Below are 16,813 nucleotides of genomic sequence, written 5' to 3'. Positions count from 1 at the left end.
GACCGTCTCGGCTGAGATATCACGTCATGTCACATGCGTGCACCTCAAACGCACGCATGTGACATGACGTGCGAAGTCACACCCGCACGGCCTCGAACAGCACGGCTTGCGCGGGGTGCAGGCTCGGTGGACGCAGACCGTAGGTTTCAAGCGCGACCGCAGGCAATGTCACACCGTCGGCGGTCCACCAGCCGAGTGCGGACTGACCGTTGCCGATGCCGTCGGCGCCGAGATCAAGGCTGACCGACAGCGGCTTGACCTGGTACACGGCATCCGCGTCGAGTCCGGGAAGATCGACCGGCGCCGCCGGGTAGGTCTGCGATGTGGTCAGCTGCGTGAAACGGTACACGGCGTGTGAGCGGTCGGCGCTGACGATGCCGTCCAGGCGCACTGCCGGATCCGCAGTATCCGCATGCACTGCCGTCCCGGTTTCGAACATAGCGCGATGCTCCTTGTATGCGCGCACCCACGCGGCCAGTTTGTCCAGGTCCTCCTGCGACTCCTTGAGCAGATTCCATTCGATGCCCATATGCCCGAAGAACGCCATATCCATACGCAGGTCTTGGCTGGTCGCACGGTGTGTCGAATGCGCCGGGCTGGCGCCCACATGCTCACCGATCATCTCGGGCGGCACCAACAATGACGTATAGCGCTGGATATCGGCGCGTTCCACGGGATCGACGCAGTCGGATGCCCAGATGCGGTCGGCGTAGCGTAGGATGCCCAGATCGACGCGACCGCCACCGGACGAGCAGCTTTCGATTTCGAGCCCGGGATGCGCGAGTTTCAGATCACGGAAAATCCGGTATACGGCAAGCGTCTGCTCATGCACCGCCGGTTTGCCGGTACGCGGCGACACCGCTTCGGTAACGAGCTTGTTGTGGTCCCACTTGATGTAGTCGATGCCCAGTTCGCCGACCAGATGATTCATCGCGCCGAACACGTAGTCATACGCATCCGGATTGGTCAGATCGACGACTTGCTGGGAGCGGCCCTGCATCGGCAGGCGGCCGGGGGTGGGGCGCAGAACCCAGTCCGGGTGGTTGCGGAACATGTCGGAATCCGGGTTGACCATCTCCGGCTCGAACCACAGGCCGAACTCCATGCCCTTGCTGTGCACGTAGTCGGCCAAGGCCTTGAGGCTTTTTGCGCCGTCGGGCCACACGTCCTGTGAGACCTGCCAGTCGCCGAGGCCGGCGGTGTCATCGCGCCGGGCGCCGAACCAGCCGTCATCCACGACGAACCGCTCCACACCGCTGTCCACGGCCTTGTCCGCGAGTCGGACAAGCGTGTCATAATCATGCTGGAAATAGACGGCCTCCCACGTGTTGAGGATGACCGGACGCGGCTTATTGGCGAGATTCGGGTGCTGCGCACGCACGAACTCGTGGAAGCGGTGGGCGACCTCGTTCAGCCCAGTGCCGAACGCGCCATACACCCACGGTGTGGTGTACTGGCCGCCATGCTCCAGTGTGATTTCGCCGCCGAACAGCTTCTCGCCGCCGCCAATCACACCCTGCGTGTAGGGCAGACGTTCCGCGGACAGCACGCTATTGCCGCTCCAACCCACATGCACGGAATACACGTCGCCGTGCTCGAAGCCGAATCCGGGGGCGCCGGCGGTCAGAAGCAGGGATGCGTCGAAATCAGGGCGCCCGGCCATCGAAAGCTTTTCGAAGCGGCCGACGGTGAGCGGCTGGCGCTGCGGTGAGCGCTCACGCAGATGGTGGCCGGTGGTGGTGAGGATTTCCACCGCCTGTTGAGGCATCGGATACCCGAGTTCAACACCGTTGACGTCCAAGATGCCGTCCCCGAGATTGGTGATGGTGGCAGATTGGCGGATTAGGCCGGAATCGGTCAGTTCGCAGGTCCACTGCAGAGCGACCTGCTGGTCGGCGTCCTGTGCGTCGACGCTGATGATGGAGGCACCCTCGTTGTCTCCTGCGGCAGGGCTGATAGCGGTGACGGCGAAGTTGCAGAACAGTTCGCGCCCGTCACGGCGGATATCGATGCGTTGCGCGCCGATCCACGATTCAGACTGCGTGGGCAGAATGCTCGGCCATGCGGTGTTGTCCAATGCGCCGGACACGCGTTGCGGTTTGAGTGCGTCATACAGGTGCACGAGGGTTTCCGGGTGCGTCAGTGGGCGCCCCCAATGGACGAACCGGGGGAGGGCCTTGCCTGGGAAAATCAGTGCGAACGCCACGTTGGCAGCGGCGTTCTCCGTGTACACCGCAGTCAGGTCAGTGCCGTCGTTCGCTGTTCCGGGGATGATGGTGATGCGCGTCATTGCACTCCTTTGGTCGTAGGGTCTGTCGTTGTCCTTCGCTGTGCCGGAGCCGGCGCGTGTATGCTGGCCGCGCCGCTCCTGCATTGTTAGTTGTATGGTATGTGCTCGCGTTTTCCTTGTCTCAGGACGCGTGTCGTGTGCATTGCGCAAGAAAAACAGGATTTTCGCGAACGCTGAAGAAACGCTAACGATGAAGAAATGCAGGTGTCAGGAGATTGACATGGAACGAGGACGTTGCGCGGCTGTCGGGCGCGCTACAGTTGGTGCCGACCGTGTCGCATTCATGCGCGCGAGAAGGCAGGAAAGCGGGAAAGGGCACCTATGGCGTATTCCGGCACACAGGATCATGATGCACTCGGGGGCAGTCTTGTTCGTCGTGTGGTGGTGCTGGCGATGGTGGGTGTGCTGTCGGGCCTGATGTCCGGCCTATTCGGCATCGGCGGCGGAACGATCATCGTACCGGCATTGGTCTGGCTAGGGTTGACACAACGCCATGCGGTTGCCACCTCGCTCGCCGCAATCATTCCGACCGCCATCGCCGGCGTGATTTCGTACGCGCAATCCGGACATGTGGACTGGATCGCCGCGCTGCTGCTCGCCTGCGGCACAATCGTCGGATCGCAGCTTGGCAGCTGGCTGCTCTCACGATTGCCAGAAATGGTGTTGCGCTGGGCGTTCGCCACGTTCCTGGTCTTTGTGATTGTCTCACAGATTGTCGGGACGCCGTCGCGTGACGGCACGATTCACATGACATTTCTGACCGGTGTTCTGCTGATGCTGCTCGGCGTGTTCGTGGGCACATTGTCTGGCCTGCTTGGCATCGGTGGCGGGGCGATTGTCGTACCGGCCTTGTCGCTGGCGTTCGGCGCGAGCGACCTGGTGGCCCGCGGCTCGTCACTGCTCATGATGATTCCGAATGCCATCGCAGGCAGCGTCGCGAATGTCCGGCGCGGCCTGGTCAACCTGCGTGACGGCCTGATCATCGGCGTGGTCGCGGCATGCCTGACGCCCGCCGGCACGTGGATCGCCGGCTCGATCAGCGCTCGTATGGGAGCCAATCTGTTCGCCATCTATCTGTGCGTGATTTGCGTGCGTTCCGTCTGGGCCGCCGTGAACGTGACCCCAGCCTTGGCAAAGCGCCTCCCGCGCCGCGAATCCTGGCGTTGATAGCGGTGCCACAGACGACGTTTGCCATCCACGCTTACCGTCCGGCCCGCTCCACCAGCCTCGCCAGCTGCACCCGGTTCATGCTCAGGCGTTCGCTGGCGCTGGACAAATGCGCTTTTACTGTGCGTTCGGATATGAACATCCGTTCGGCGATTTCCTGATTGCTCATGCCTTGCGCGGCCAGGATTACGGTTTCCCGCTCCCGCTCGGGCAAGCTGTCGAGCATGCGTTTCGCTCCGTCCTCGCGGGCATTGAACCGTGCGCTCGCCATATCGTCCAGTAGCTGGCGTTGCGCGGCCTGATTGAATTGCGGCTCGCCTAGGCATACGGCGATGATGCGTTCGATGATGGTTTGCGGTGCGTCGGTTTTGGAAATGAAGCCTTCCGCACCCATTTCCACGGCGCGTTCCACCGTGCGTTGCGGGCTGAGCGAGGTGAGGATCAATACGTGCGTGCCCGGGCTGACGCGTCGCACGCGGTCGGTGGCTTCGATCCCGTCCATGGCGGGCATGTCGATGTCCATAAGGACGACGTCTGGATGGTCGCGTTCGGTGGCGGCAACGGCCTGCATGCCGTCCGCGCACGTGTCGAGGACGCGGATTCGACCGTGGGAATAGTCCTGCAGAATCAACGCCATGGTCTGGCAAATCATGGGGTCGTCGTCGGCGATGACCACGGTGATCGGGGCATCGTCGCCCGCCACCGTATCATCAGGTTGTTCGATCTTCTCTTGCGTCCGCACGGCTCCATGATACCGGAGACGCTGATGCCGGCGATCTTGCCGTTCAGTGTGCGGTGTCTGTTACCGGGGGTCTGCCTCGGACGCCTGCCGCCGGGCATCTGCCGAGGGAAGTGCCACATCAAGGTGGAAGACGCCGCGCTGGTCGGTTCCCCATGTACACGTACCGCCGGATGCCACCACGCGTTGGCGGATGCCGCGCAAGCCGTTGCCGCCTGCTGGTGTGCTGCCCGGCTCGTTGCCGGCTGTGTTTTCGATGCCAGTGCCGTTCGTGTTTCCGTTCCTGTTGTCGGCGGTATCTCCCTGCGCCTGCATGCCGGTCGGATTGCTGATATGCACGCCAATGCCGCGTTCGGCAGAGCAGGTGACCTCCAGCTCGATGGGCTGTCCGGGGGCGTGCCGTCGCGCATTGGTGAATCCCTCTTGGACTGTGCGATAGGCGATTTTGGCGATATCCGGGTGGATAGCGCCCATGTCCTGGATGTCAATCCAAGTGTCGATGTGCGCGCCCGCTGCTTTCGCCTCGGCGATCAAGCTGCTTAATGACTCGCGCGACAGTGATGTGGCATCGTCCGGTCCGAGCGTTTGCCGGGCTTTGTTAGGGTTGTGCAGCAGGTCGATGATGCTGTGCGCTTCGTCCAGCGCCCCCGCCGCCTGCTTGCGGATATCTTCGGCGCGTTGCGCGATGTCGTGTAGTTGCTGGTCGGTGATATTGCCGGCTTCAAGCGCCCCGCATTGCACTTGCAGGGCAGAGGCGTTGACCGCTATGAGCGACAGGCTGTGTGCAAGCGTGTCATGCGCCTCCGTGGCGATGGCATCCGCCAGTTGCTGATCAGCAAGGTCGGATTGCAGCATCTGCGCGCGATTCTGCTGTTGCGCTGCCTGCCGTTGGGCTCGCCGCGCGCGTGAAGTGTTGCGGTTCGCCACGCCGACAATTACCGCGATGGCGATGGATATCACGGCGAGAATCAAGCCTGACCACAGCATGCTTGGTTGGCTTGCCGCGTGGACGACGTGTCCTTGATCGTTGGTGCTGGACAACATGGTGCCGATGATGGAGTATTCGGCTGGCATCAAGGCATCGCGCAGGCGGGAGATGACGGTTGCCGCGCTGCTGAGCGCGATGAGTCCGTAGATGCGGCGATCCGGGTCGCGACGAGCAATCAGCGCGCTTTGTGCCATAAGTGTGGTGAGCGGGCTGATTGGCAGGCAGATGGTTATTATCGCGGTGATCAGGCAAACGAATTCCGGTTTCTTGTCGCGGTTGCGCAGCAGGAAGGGTAGTGCGGCGCCGGCGGCCAGCCCGATCAACGACCAGAACATGCCGATATCGTTGTGCCATGCGGACATACCTTCGTAGATGAACGCCGGTTGCACGATTCCGCAGACAATCGCACATGCGAGCATCACCGTTGTGATGGTGATGCGGCGGGTTTTCCCGTTGCCCGATGCGCCGGTATCGGTTCTTCCGGCTTGTTGGCGGGGCGTCGTGTACGGGTGTTGCAACATATACGGTTGCGGTTGCTGAGGCTGCGCCGGTTGCGCTGGTTGCTGAAACCGCCGGGGTTGCTGTGTCGTGTACGGCTGCCGGTACTGGTATGCACCTTGGAACGTGCCCTGTGATAGGCAGCCGCCGTAACCATATGGTGATTGATGCCCGACTGGTGCGGATGGCATAGCACGAGGTGTCTGAGGGGTTCCTGCTGTCCCCAATGACCCGATGGTCCCCGCACCCATCTGCTTGTCGGGTTCGCCGCCCGGATGCCCTCCTGCTTCGCTCATGCCGTCCACTGTACTCAGTGAATTGTCGCGCCGCCATTGTCCTTTCGGACATATCGGCACGGCCCGTCGTACACTTTCCGCTTCTCTTCCCAGCCCGTAGCGTGGGGATTGTCCTGATCGGAAGAGAAAAGCGAGGATGACATGGACGACAACCAACAGTATGGGACTCAGCCGTACGGCAGCCCCCAGACCGTATATTCACCGCAGCCGCAAGCTGCACCCACGATGCCGGCGACTCCCGGGGCGCTCCCGCCGAACACCGTGTACCCGCAGCCTGTGCCAGGCGGCGACCCGGATGATGACGGTCCGCGCAAGCTGAGTGCCAGCGCGGTCGCAGGTCTGGTCCTCGGCATTATTGGTATCATCTTCAGTTTTATCCCGATTATCAACAATGTCGCGTTCATTCTCGGCATCATCGGTTTGGTGCTCGGCATTATCGGTTTGGTCGCGACCAAGCGGGGCGGCAAGCGTCGCGGCAGGGGACTTGCGATTGCCGCGGTCATCTTGACGGTTCTCGCGATGGTGGTCACACTGGTGATGCAGCAGGCGACAGGCAAGGCGCTCGATGATGCGCTCGGCACGTCTTCCACCACATCCCAGTCTGCCTCGTCTGGCGCGAAGAAGGACAGTGGTGATTCATCTTCCTCCGCGGCGGCGTCTGGGGCGCAGGATACCGAGGGCGATCTTGGCAAGCTTCATGTCAAGATCGTGTCTGCCGCCAAGTCCGGGGCCGACTATAACGGCCAGCCGACCGTGCTGGTGACCTACGAGTGGACGAATAACACCGACAAGAACCAAGTGTTCTCGGTGGCAACGTCGGCGAAGGCCTTCCAAAACGGCAAGGAGCTTGACATGGCGATCTATACGGAAGCGCCGGCCGGCTATGATTCCAACGCCAGCCTTCAGGAGATTCAGCCCGGTGCCACCCAGCAGGTGAGCGTTGGCTACGTGCTTCAGGATGATTCGCCTGTGGATGTTGAAGTGAGTGGCACCCTTGACTTCTCGGGCGCCAAGGTCTCGCACACGTACCAGTTGCAGTAGCTGATACGGGCGGTTGCCGAGTGTGGTTCGGGGCTGTGCGGCCGGCGGCATGTCGGTTGTGCGGCCCCGTCTTGATGTGAGGATTCGCTCACAAACCGGCCACCACCAACGCCCCGAGAGGTGATTCGGGGTTGTCCGAGTATCACTTTGTGAGGATTCGCTCACAAACCGGCGGGTGAATGGCGCTGAATCGGACAATCCGGTACGTTTGGGCGTCTTGATGGGAGGATTGGCTCGCAAACTGCGCGGCAGGGCGTCGCGGGTTGCTGGTTCGGCAGTCTGAGATGCTCACTTTGTGAGGATTGGCTCACAAAGTGCGTGGTAGAGCGCAGATTCCGCCTGTTTGGTCGTCCTATACAACCCGTTATGTGAGCGAATCCTCACACAACAGGTTGTATAGGACGAGCAGGGAATGATTGGGGGTGGGAAAGAGAGAGGCATTGAGGGCTCACGCTGTCATGTTCCACTCACCCGATATACCGCGCGATCGCCCGTGCGGCCGCGGCTTTCGCCCAGCTTTCCCAAGAGAAGTCGAGAATTTCGAAGTCGACGGTCGCCGCCTGGCTGGGGCGATACCAGTTGATGCCGCTGCGAATCGATTCTTGGTTCATTTTCGCGAGGAATGATGATTCCCCACTGATCAGCACTTTCGACGGCATGGCGAAGTTCGCGACCGTGGATACCAGCACGCCGAGCCGGAAGCACAGGCGGTTGAGTAGCTGCCGTGCCTGCGCGGTCCCTTCCTGTGCGTCGGCGGCGAATTGGTCGAAGGTGACCATATGTCCCACCATGTCTGAATACTCTTCGGCCAGAGAATCATTGGTCAGGCATTGCGAGCAGCCGGTGTGACCCGCGTAACAGCGTGGCCCTTCGGGGTCCACGAGGATATGCCCGGCCAGCCCATAGCTTTTATCAGGGTAGTCCACAGGCATGCCGTCCTCGGCGAGCGAGTACCCGACGCCCGCACCTATCGTGACCACAGCGAACCGTCGCACGCCGATGCCGGCGCCGAACCAGCTTTCATACAGCAACAGCGAATCGAGGTCGTTAAACACCGCTGTGGGCAGCCCGCCCGCCTGCTCAATCGCCCCGGCGGCATCGACCCGCCCGTCCCAATGCAGGAAGGGAGCGTACGTCACATACCGGTCGTCTTCCGCATGCCCGCCGAAGCTCAGCCCTACGGCAACCGGGCTTGGCGTGACGTCTGAACGGTATTTGCGGATCGCCGTGCCGATGGTCGCGGCGACATCCTGCGGCTTGGTGGATTCAAGCGTCACCGTGCGGCATGGACCGACCGGCCGGCACAGCGCGTTCACAGCCACAATACTCACCTCGGAGCCGTGGATATTGATGCCGAGGAAAGTGCGCTCGCCGGCGCGCAACCGCAGATTGGTCTGCGGGCGGCCACGTTTTTCGCGTGATTCTTTCGGTATGAAGCCTTGCGGGAGTCTGCCTTGTTCTGTGGTGTCACCGGGAAGTTCCTCGATGACACCTTCGTAGATCAGGTCGCTGGTGATGCGCGACAACGCCCCTTGTGACAGTCCGAGAAGTTGAGCCAGGGTCGTGCGCGCGATGGGCCCGTATTGTGCGATGGCGCGGGTCACCCGATGGGTTTGCGGGGAGCCGGTGAACCATTGGACGTCCGTTGTCTGCCCGTTGTCATCGTCTGATTCCGCGGATTTCCGCGCATCTGTCGCATATGCTGTCATCGCCGCTCCTTGCTGATGTGCCGTCGCCGGCGTGCGAGGATACAACCCTGTTCTCATTGCCTCGCATCTGGTATCTTGTATTTTCTTTCTCAATACATAAAAATACCGTGTTTTTCTTTCCTTATGCAAGAGGCGCGCGGGACTGGGAATGAAATCCATGTCCACGTATACTTAGAAACACAAACAAAGCCGCGGCGAGGACGCTGCGGCACGGAAGAGGCAAAGGAGTCTTCATGAAGACGGATTCCCATTCAGGACGCGGAACGCTCAGGTCGGTACTTCGCCGTGCCCTCACCGTGGCATGCGTTGCGGTGATGGGGCTCGGTGCCGCCGGGTGTGGAGCGTCGAACGCGCAGACGGTGACGTTGGATTTCTTCCAGTTCAAGTCCGAGGCCGCTGACCAGTTCAAGAAGATGGTTCAGGAGTTCGAGAAGGAGAATCCGAACATCCGCATCAACATCAATAATTCCGCGAACGCGCAGACTGATTTGCGCACCCGGTTCGTAAAGAACCGTGTTCCGGATGTCATCACGTTTAACGGCGATATCAGCTTCGGCATGTTCGCCGCCTCCGGCGTGTTCCATGATTTCACTGACGATCCGATTGTTGACGAACTCAACCCTGGTATGGTCCAAATCGCCAAGAACTTGGTACAGACCACCGACCCGGCGAAGAAGCGCCTCTATGGCCTGCCGTTCTCCGGCAACGCATCCGGCTACATCTACAACAAGACGCTGTGGCGTAAGGCCGGTGTTGATCCGAACAATCCGCCCAAGACCTGGAACGAATTTATTGCCATGCTGAAGAAATTCAAGGCTGCGGGTATCAACCCGGTGCAAGCCAGTGTCGCGGACGCGTGGACCACCCAGGCGCCGCTCGCCTCGCTCGCCGGTACGCTCGTCCCGGAATCCGAGTACACGAAACTGAAGGAAGGCAAGACCGACTTCAAGACGATCTGGACCGAAACCGCGAAGAAGGAAGTCGAAATGTACTCCTATTCGACGTCCGACAAGGGTGTCACCTATCAGGAGGCCACCCAGAACTTCGCGAAGGGCACGGCGGCGATTATCCCGCTCGGCACGTATGCGATCCCGCAGATTACGATGATCAACCCCGATATCGACCTCGGGTTCGCGCAGATGCCGGCCAGCAACAACGTCAAGGAGCAGAAGCTCACCGCAGGCGATGACGTGATGCTCACAATGGGCGCCAACACCAAGCACCCGAAGGAAGCCATGAAGTTCATCAAGTTCCTGATGAGCAAGAAGCAGCTGAACGCCTACGCGAAGGCCCAGTCCGCTATTTCCCCGCTCAAGGACACCTACTTCGGCAACAAGGCGCTGGAAGGCGTCCGCCCGTTCTTCGAAAGCAACGACGTGGTTGACTTCTGCGACCACTACATCCCGTCGTCCATCAACATCGGCGGCTACCTGCAGACCATGGTGATCAGCGGCAACGTCCCCCGCTTCATCAACTCGATGCAGAAGGAATGGGACAAGGTCCAAGCTCGCACGGTCGAGTAAGTCGAGTAATCGGACACGGAGAAAGGAAATAGCATGTCTGCAACAGTCGTATCGTCGAAGCAGCCGGCGGCGTCGGACAAGCCGGCAAAGAAGCGCAAGACCGCGTTCTCCAAGCGCAAGGTCGACCGCGCCTACTACTGGATGACCGTCCCCGCGGCGATTATCTTCGCGGTGTTCCTGTATGTCCCGTTCATTCGCGGCATCGGCTACTCGTTCACGAACTCACAAGGCTACGGCAACTTCAAATGGGTCGGCCTGCGCAACTACCAGGCGTTGTTCAGCGATGACCGCGTCGGCCACGCCTACCTGTTCACCTTCTTCATCGCCATCATCATCACGGTGCTGATCAACCTGATCTCGATGTTCCTGGCGGTGCTGCTGAACAGCAAGATCGCGTTCAAGAACGGATTCCGCGCGATCTTCTTCATCCCGTACATTCTGGGCACGCTGGTCATCGGCTACGTGTTCAAGTACATCTTCATGACGCCGCTTCCCGCGCTTGGCAAGGCGCTGGGTATCGGCTGGCTGTCCGAATCGATGCTGACCAGCGAACAGTACGCATGGGTCCCTGTGGTGTTCCTCGCCGTGTGGCAGGGCGTCGCCTACTCCACGCTGCTGTACATCGCCGGTTTGCAGACCATTGACGACGAAATCTACGAGGCCGCGTCGATTGATGGCGTGAATGCGTGGCAGAAGTTCTGGAAGATTACCTTCCCGCTGATTGGACCGTTCGTGACCATCAATCTCGTGCTGTCGCTCAAGAACGCGCTGGGCACCTTCGACCAGGTGGTCGCGTTGACGGAAGGCGGCCCGAATTCCTCCACCGAAACCGTGACCTACCTCATCTGGAAGGGTGGCCTGACCGGCGGTGAATACGCCTATCAGACAGCCAATGCGGTGATCTTCTTCATCGTCCTCGCGATTGTCGCGTTCATCCAGCTCGGATTCTCGAGAAGCAAGGAGCAGATCTGACAGCCGTGCGCTGAAGCCCGACTGACAGAGGGGAAAGGAACATCATGAAAGACAAGACATTCCACAAGGATCATCGGATTAATTGGTGGCTGACCGCACTGACCGTGGTGCTGTCGCTGACCGTGCTGGTCCCGCTGTATTTCACCATCGTCACGGCGTTGAAGACACCGGCCGAGGCGGGCACCTTCAGCCTGCCGACATCCTGGCAGTGGCATAATTTCGCAGATGCTTCGGCGAAGGTCGATTATCCGCGGGCAGCGCTGAATTCCGCGATCATCACGGTGGCCGCGGTGGTGCTCACGCTGCTGACGAACACCTTCGTGGCGTACGCCGTCGCCCGCAACATGGACAAGCGCTTCTTCCGCTTCCTGTACTACTTCTTCATCGCCGCGATGTTCGTGCCGTTCCCGGTGGTGATGCTGCCGATCGCCAAGCAGATGGGCGCCTGGCATCTGGACAACCAGTTCGGTCTGATTCTGCTGTACATGACGCTCGGCCTGGGCACGAACCTGTTCATTGCGACCGGTTTCATCCGCTCGATTCCGCCGTCGCTTGAAGAGGCGGCGCGTGTGGACGGCGCGAGCACGTGGAAGATCTTCTGGAAGATCATCTTCCCGCTGATGAGCCCGATCAACGCGACGATCGGCATCCTGACCGCGCTGTGGGCCTGGAACGACTTCCTGCTGCCGCTGATTGTGCTGACGGACCAGTCCAACCAGACGATTCCGCTCGCCCAGTACGTGTTCAGCTCGCAGTTCGCGACCAACTACCCGATGGCGTTCTCCAGCTACCTGATGGCGATGGCCCCGATTCTGATCGTCTACGTCTTCGCCCAGCGCTGGGTTGTCAGCGGCGTGATGAGGGGCGCCGTGAAGTAACGGAAAGCCCAGGGGGGGGGGGTAAGGGAAGCCTGCCGCCTTCCTACTCTCCCCATCCACTTCCATCCATCTGTTCTCTCCCGCCGAGGGGCCTGTGATGCACATTCACAGGCCCCTCGGTCTGTTTTTCCTCGCCCGATGCAACCACCCAGTCGCATGCCGGCCGTTTACTGGCCCTCGCCGTCGTTACCGACCTATCTGCCCACTGTGTGACTACCCAGTTGCACAGCTGCCGAGTGTAGCTGGTTTCCTGTGTCTTGCTTGGGCTATCTGCCCGCCGTGCAACCGCCTGGTCGCCAACCGCGTGATTCCGCCTGCGACCCCGCCCGAATATCTTTCCCCACGCACCCGGCACGCCAGCAATAGGAATGAAAACGTGTGCATCGTACGATAATTCCAGCAAAACAACACCAGACAGCAAAGGAGCTTGCCATGACCAATTTCAATCGTCCGGCCCTTCCCGCCGGTGTCCGCACGAATGGGGCGTCCACCAGCCCGTGGTGGGCGAACGCCGTGGTGTACCAGATTTACCCGCGTAGCTTCCAAGACACCGATGGCGATGGCCTCGGCGATATCAAGGGCATCACCCGCCGCTTGGATTACCTCGCCGACCTGGGCGTTGACGTGCTGTGGCTGAGCCCGGTCTACAAGTCCCCGCAGGACGACAACGGTTACGATATCGCGGATTACCAGAGCATCGATCCGATGTTCGGCACGCTTGACGATATGGATGAACTGCTCGCGCAAGCACATCAGCGTGGCCTGAAAATCGTGATGGATCTGGTCGTCAACCATACTTCCGACGAGCACGCGTGGTTCCAAGCGAGCCGCGACAAGAACGACCCGCACGCCGACTGGTATTGGTGGCGTCCCGCCCGTCCCGGCCATGAGCCGGGCACGCCGGGTGCCGAACCGAACCGTTGGGGCTCGTATTTTGGCGGTTCCGCATGGCAGTATGACCCCAAGCGCGGCGAGTATTTCTTCCACCAGTATTCCCCGAAGCAGCCTGACCTCAACTGGGAGAACCCGCAGGTGCGTCAGGCGGTCTACCAGATGATGAACTGGTGGCTCGACCGTGGTATCGACGGTTTCCGTATGGACGTCATCACGCAGATTTCCAAGCGCGTCGACCCCAACGGCAAGCTTCCGGGCGAACCTGGCAGCCAGATTGAGGATTATCCCGCCGGCCCCGACGGCTACTCGTCCCCGTTCCCGTTCTGCTCCGATGGTCCGCGCCTCGACGAGTTCCTTAAGGAAATGCATCGTGAGGTGTTCGACGGCCGTGAAGGATATCTCACTGTTGGCGAGGCGCCGGGTGTGGCTGCGCAGCGCAACGAGCAGATTACTGATCCTGCCGCCCGTGAACTGGATATGCTGTTCATGTTCGACCACGTGGATATCGATTGTGAGAACGGCACGAAGTGGAACCCAACCCCGTTGGATGTCCCGAAGTTGAAGCGCACACTCGCAGCTCAGCAGGATGCTGTCGCGAAGAAGGGATGGGTGAGCCTGTTCTTCGACAACCACGACCAGCCGCGCGTCGTGTCCCGTTGGGGCGATGACTCCACGGAGGAGAACCGTGTCCACTCCGCTAAAGCGCTGGCGATGCTGCTGCACATGCATCGCGGTACCCCCTACATTTACGAGGGTGAGGAGCTTGGCATGACGAACGCGCATTTCACCCGGCTCGACCAGTATCGCGACCTTGAATCCCTGAACATGTTCCACCAGCGTGTCGAGCAGGCGCATATCCAGTCCGCCGAATCGATGATGGACGCGCTCGCCAAGCGCAGCCGTGACAACGCCCGCACACCGATGCAATGGGACGATTCGACTTACGCCGGGTTCACCGCCGCCGACGCCCCCAAAGAACCGTGGATCAGCGTCAATCCGAACCATACGACGGTCAACGCGCAAGCCCAGCAGGATGATCCGGATTCGGTGTTCTCCTTCTTCAAGCAGCTGATCGCACTGCGCCACGACGACCCGGTCGTATCCGCAGGCGACTGGCGTCTGCTCGACGAATCCGACCCGCAGGTGTACGCGTTCACGCGCTCGCTGGGCGATGAGCGGCTGCTGGTCGCCGTGAACCTGTCCGGGAAAGACGCCCGCATTCCGGATGACACCGCAGCCTCGCTCGCCGCAGCCGCTAACCAGTCGCCCGACATCGTGCTGACATCCTATGATCCGCAGCATTCCGCCGATTCACTGGCTGCACGCACGCTGTCCCCGTGGGAGGCGGTGACGGTCCGGCTGTAAGCCGGGTCCAGCCCGGGAGGGTTTGTGGCTGCCGCGTGGGAACCCGTTCGCCACTCATGCGGCAGCCAGCGGCCTACTCCAATGTGCGAGACGCGGCGACATGCTTGTGCCTCGACCGTCCTACAATATCGATCATGGAACAAAACGAGGTTCTCAAAGCACTGCAGCGCGATCATGCCGCTGAATTGAAGAAGGCCGCCCAGCGGCTCAAAGGCACGGCCAAGCACACGGAGGTTATTGCCTCCCCGGTGCTGTCCGACATGACCGGACACCAGATTCTTCTCAAGCCGGAGAACCTGCAAGTTACCGGTTCCTTCAAGATTCGCGGCGCCTACAACAAGATCGCCTCCCTGTCCGAGGACCAGCTGGCTCGCGGCATCGTCACCGCATCCGCCGGCAACCATGCGCAGGGTGTCGCCTACGCCGCCCGCGAGCGTGGCGCAAAAGCCACCATCTGCATGCCAACCATCACCCCGCCACTCAAGGTTGACGCCACCAAAGCCTACGGCGCCGACGTCGTCCTGCACGGTGATGTGTTCGACGAAGCCGCCGCGTACGCCCAGAAGCTGAGCGACGAGCAGGGCATGATCTACGTGCCGCCCTTCGACGATTACGAGGTCATCTGCGGCCAAGGCACCATCGCCATGGAAATCCTCGAAGATGTCCCGAATGTCACCGATATCGTCGTGCCGCTCGGCGGTGGCGGTCTGGGCGCCGGCGTGGCGCTCGCCGTCAAGACCTTCAAGCCCGAAGTCCGCGTGATTGGCGCGATTCCTGAGGGTTCTCCGGCGTTCAAGAATTCGTTCGCCGCCGGCCGCGTGGTTCCCGCCGACAAGGTGGTCACCTCGGCGGAAGGCGTTGCCGTCAAGCGCCCGGGCGACCTGACTTTCGCACTGCTCAACGAATTCCTGGACGACCTAATCACCGTGTCCGAACGTGATATCAACGAGATGATCCTCCTGATGCTCGAGAAGCACAAGCTCGTCGTCGAAGCCGCAGGTGCGGTGTCGCTCGCCGCATTGGAACATCTGAACCTGCGTTCGCGCAAGTTCGCGTCCGCTCCCGGTCCGCATGTCGTCGTCCCGATCATGTCGGGCGGCAACATCGATACCGTCACCATCGGCGCGGTCATTCAGAAGGGCATGATTGCCCGCGGCCGCATCATGAACTTCGAGGTCGAGCTGCCAGATCTGCCGGGACAGCTGCTCAAGGTCGCTCAAGTGCTGGCCGAGCAGCGTGCCAACGTGATCGCCCTCGACCACGACCAGTTCAAGGCGTCCGGTCATTACACGAATGCAGTCGCCCTCGGGGTCACCGTCGAAACGAACGGCCCCGACCACATCGACCGCGTACTCGAAGCGTTGAAGCAGGCCGGTTTCGACCCCAAGCGCATCTACTGACGGTCCGCCATCTGCCTCTGTATGGCAACGGCCCCGGAACCTTGGATTCTCAAGGTTCCGGGGCCGTTATGCTTCGCCCGTTGCCGTGGTTGCTTGCCGCGCGGCGCAAACGCAAGTTTCAGTGCTTACTGCTCATCCGCCTGCGCTTCGGCGATGGTTTCGTCCACGAGTTTCGGCAGCGCGACGGCGATATCCTCATGAATCAGCCGCGTGGCGATGTTGTCGTACTGCGTTTTGCCCATATTCATGATGGTGACGGGCACGCCGGCCTGTGCGGCGACCGGGGCGAGTGATGCCGCCGGGAACACTTCAAGTGTCGAACCGATCACCCAGAACTCGTCGGCCTGAGACACCAGCCGCATCGATTTCTCCATCGCCCCGTCCGGCAGCATCTCACCGAAATACACGACATCCGTCTTGATAATGCCGTTGCACGGCATGTCGCCCTGGTACTTGAGCCGGCGATGGCAGTGCGGGTCCGGTTCCTCGTCAAGGCGCGCCATAATGTCTGCGGTGTCGTATTTTGCGTGGCACTTCATGCAGTGGGACGTGCCGATGGTTCCGTGCAGGTTCACGATGATATCCGGCGAATTTCCAGCCTTCTCGTGCAGCGCATCAAAGTTCTGCGTAGCAAGGAGCGTCAGGAGCCCCGCCTTCTCAAGTTTGACGAGTGCCTTGTGTGCGGCGCCAGGCTGGGCGTTCCACACGGGGGATTCTTTCTGCCAACGCCACGAATATTCGCGATCCTTCTGATTGGTGAGGAACGCGTCGATGTCGTAGACCTTGGTCTGCTCGGGGTGTTTGGTCCACACGCCGTCGGGCCCGCGGAAATCTGGGATGCCGGCTGATGTCGAGATGCCGGCGCCGGTCAATACTGCGATCTTTTTGCTCATACCTCAGGAATACCACGCTGTGATGTCCGTTTGTGGTGGGTTTGTTGTGGTGTGGTGTGTGGTGTTTTCGACACGCCGGTGTTTGCTTGTGTTTTGTAGGGTTTGTTGGGTGGTGGTTGGGTGGTTGGTTTGCGTGGGTGGTGTTGGTGGTGTATGTTGT

12 protein-coding genes are annotated in these 16,813 nt (G+C 60.9%); 7 read left to right on the top strand and 5 right to left on the bottom strand.

Annotation, left to right across the window (positions count from 1 at the left end; all coding sequences use genetic code 11):
* Positions 1-76: 76 nt before the first annotated feature.
* On the bottom strand, positions 77-2,290 hold the full coding sequence (locus tag ACTQYB_RS06690; protein ID WP_441482267.1) for an alpha-galactosidase: 2,214 nt from the start codon (positions 2,288-2,290) through the stop codon (positions 77-79).
* Between the two features lie 321 nt (positions 2,291-2,611).
* Between ACTQYB_RS06690 and ACTQYB_RS06685 the strand changes: the two genes are divergently transcribed.
* Positions 2,612-3,457 carry a sulfite exporter TauE/SafE family protein gene (locus ACTQYB_RS06685; RefSeq protein ID WP_441482268.1) on the top strand — a complete coding sequence of 282 codons (846 nt, stop codon included), beginning with the start codon at positions 2,612-2,614 and terminating at the stop codon, positions 3,455-3,457.
* Between the two features lie 34 nt (positions 3,458-3,491).
* Here the strand turns inward: ACTQYB_RS06685 and ACTQYB_RS06680 are convergent, their stop codons facing one another.
* A complete protein-coding gene (locus ACTQYB_RS06680; protein ID WP_441482269.1) occupies positions 3,492-4,199 on the bottom strand; it encodes a response regulator transcription factor in 708 nt (235 codons plus the stop codon).
* A gap of 60 nt (positions 4,200-4,259) precedes the next feature.
* Complete coding sequence (locus ACTQYB_RS06675) at positions 4,260-5,978, bottom strand: sensor histidine kinase (protein ID WP_441482270.1); 1,719 nt, start codon at positions 5,976-5,978, stop codon at positions 4,260-4,262.
* Between the two features lie 141 nt (positions 5,979-6,119).
* Between ACTQYB_RS06675 and ACTQYB_RS06670 the strand changes: the two genes are divergently transcribed.
* Positions 6,120-7,019: a DUF5067 domain-containing protein gene (locus ACTQYB_RS06670; protein ID WP_441482271.1), complete on the top strand. Its 900-nt coding sequence runs from the start codon at positions 6,120-6,122 to the stop codon at positions 7,017-7,019.
* Positions 7,020-7,486: 467 nt separating this feature from the next.
* Here the strand turns inward: ACTQYB_RS06670 and ACTQYB_RS06665 are convergent, their stop codons facing one another.
* Complete coding sequence (locus tag ACTQYB_RS06665; protein ID WP_441482272.1) at positions 7,487-8,728, bottom strand: ROK family transcriptional regulator; 1,242 nt, start codon at positions 8,726-8,728, stop codon at positions 7,487-7,489.
* A gap of 233 nt (positions 8,729-8,961) precedes the next feature.
* Between ACTQYB_RS06665 and ACTQYB_RS06660 the strand changes: the two genes are divergently transcribed.
* From ACTQYB_RS06660 to ilvA, 5 genes are all read left to right on the top strand, one after another.
* Positions 8,962-10,251 (top strand): ABC transporter substrate-binding protein, encoded by a 1,290-nt coding sequence (locus ACTQYB_RS06660; RefSeq protein ID WP_441482273.1) that lies wholly within the window; start codon positions 8,962-8,964, stop codon positions 10,249-10,251.
* 33 nt (positions 10,252-10,284) lie between these two features.
* Positions 10,285-11,223: a carbohydrate ABC transporter permease gene (locus tag ACTQYB_RS06655; RefSeq protein WP_015451318.1), complete on the top strand. Its 939-nt coding sequence runs from the start codon at positions 10,285-10,287 to the stop codon at positions 11,221-11,223.
* A 44-nt stretch (positions 11,224-11,267) separates the two neighbouring features.
* Complete coding sequence (locus ACTQYB_RS06650) at positions 11,268-12,101, top strand: carbohydrate ABC transporter permease (RefSeq protein ID WP_015451317.1); 834 nt, start codon at positions 11,268-11,270, stop codon at positions 12,099-12,101.
* A 432-nt stretch (positions 12,102-12,533) separates the two neighbouring features.
* Positions 12,534-14,360, top strand: a complete 1,827-nt coding sequence (locus ACTQYB_RS06645) for a glycoside hydrolase family 13 protein (RefSeq protein ID WP_441482274.1) — start codon at positions 12,534-12,536, stop codon at positions 14,358-14,360.
* Positions 14,361-14,494: 134 nt separating this feature from the next.
* The gene (gene ilvA, locus ACTQYB_RS06640) at positions 14,495-15,760 is read left to right on the top strand and encodes a threonine ammonia-lyase (RefSeq protein WP_321046671.1); all 1,266 of its coding nucleotides are present in this window, start codon (positions 14,495-14,497) and stop codon (positions 15,758-15,760) included.
* Positions 15,761-15,885: 125 nt separating this feature from the next.
* Here the strand turns inward: ilvA and ACTQYB_RS06635 are convergent, their stop codons facing one another.
* The gene (locus tag ACTQYB_RS06635) at positions 15,886-16,653 is read right to left on the bottom strand and encodes an SIR2 family NAD-dependent protein deacylase (protein ID WP_033506905.1); all 768 of its coding nucleotides are present in this window, start codon (positions 16,651-16,653) and stop codon (positions 15,886-15,888) included.
* Positions 16,654-16,813: the final 160 nt, after the last annotated feature.

It is taken from the genome of Bifidobacterium sp. LCP19S3_E9 (assembly GCF_052121135.1).
Taxonomy (GTDB): Bacteria; Actinomycetota; Actinomycetes; order Actinomycetales; family Bifidobacteriaceae; genus Bifidobacterium; species Bifidobacterium thermacidophilum.
The sequence above is the reverse complement of the archived record's forward strand: the minus strand, read 5'-3'. Positions and strand labels throughout refer to the sequence as shown.

Excerpts from the sequence above, each read along its gene's own strand:
- ACTQYB_RS06660 (WP_441482273.1), top strand. The coding sequence starts at position 8,962 with ATGAAGACGGATTCCCATTCAGGACGCGGAACGCTCAGGTCGGTACTT.
- ilvA (WP_321046671.1), top strand. The coding sequence starts at position 14,495 with ATGGAACAAAACGAGGTTCTCAAAGCACTGCAGCGCGATCATGCCGCT.
- ACTQYB_RS06665 (WP_441482272.1), bottom strand. The coding sequence starts at position 8,728 with ATGACAGCATATGCGACAGATGCGCGGAAATCCGCGGAATCAGACGAT.
- ACTQYB_RS06675 (WP_441482270.1), bottom strand. The coding sequence starts at position 5,978 with ATGAGCGAAGCAGGAGGGCATCCGGGCGGCGAACCCGACAAGCAGATG.
- ACTQYB_RS06690 (WP_441482267.1), bottom strand. The coding sequence starts at position 2,290 with ATGACGCGCATCACCATCATCCCCGGAACAGCGAACGACGGCACTGAC.
- ACTQYB_RS06655 (WP_015451318.1), top strand. The coding sequence starts at position 10,285 with ATGTCTGCAACAGTCGTATCGTCGAAGCAGCCGGCGGCGTCGGACAAG.
- ACTQYB_RS06635 (WP_033506905.1), bottom strand. The coding sequence starts at position 16,653 with ATGAGCAAAAAGATCGCAGTATTGACCGGCGCCGGCATCTCGACATCA.
- ACTQYB_RS06685 (WP_441482268.1), top strand. The coding sequence starts at position 2,612 with ATGGCGTATTCCGGCACACAGGATCATGATGCACTCGGGGGCAGTCTT.
- ACTQYB_RS06670 (WP_441482271.1), top strand. The coding sequence starts at position 6,120 with ATGGACGACAACCAACAGTATGGGACTCAGCCGTACGGCAGCCCCCAG.
- ACTQYB_RS06645 (WP_441482274.1), top strand. The coding sequence starts at position 12,534 with ATGACCAATTTCAATCGTCCGGCCCTTCCCGCCGGTGTCCGCACGAAT.
- ACTQYB_RS06650 (WP_015451317.1), top strand. The coding sequence starts at position 11,268 with ATGAAAGACAAGACATTCCACAAGGATCATCGGATTAATTGGTGGCTG.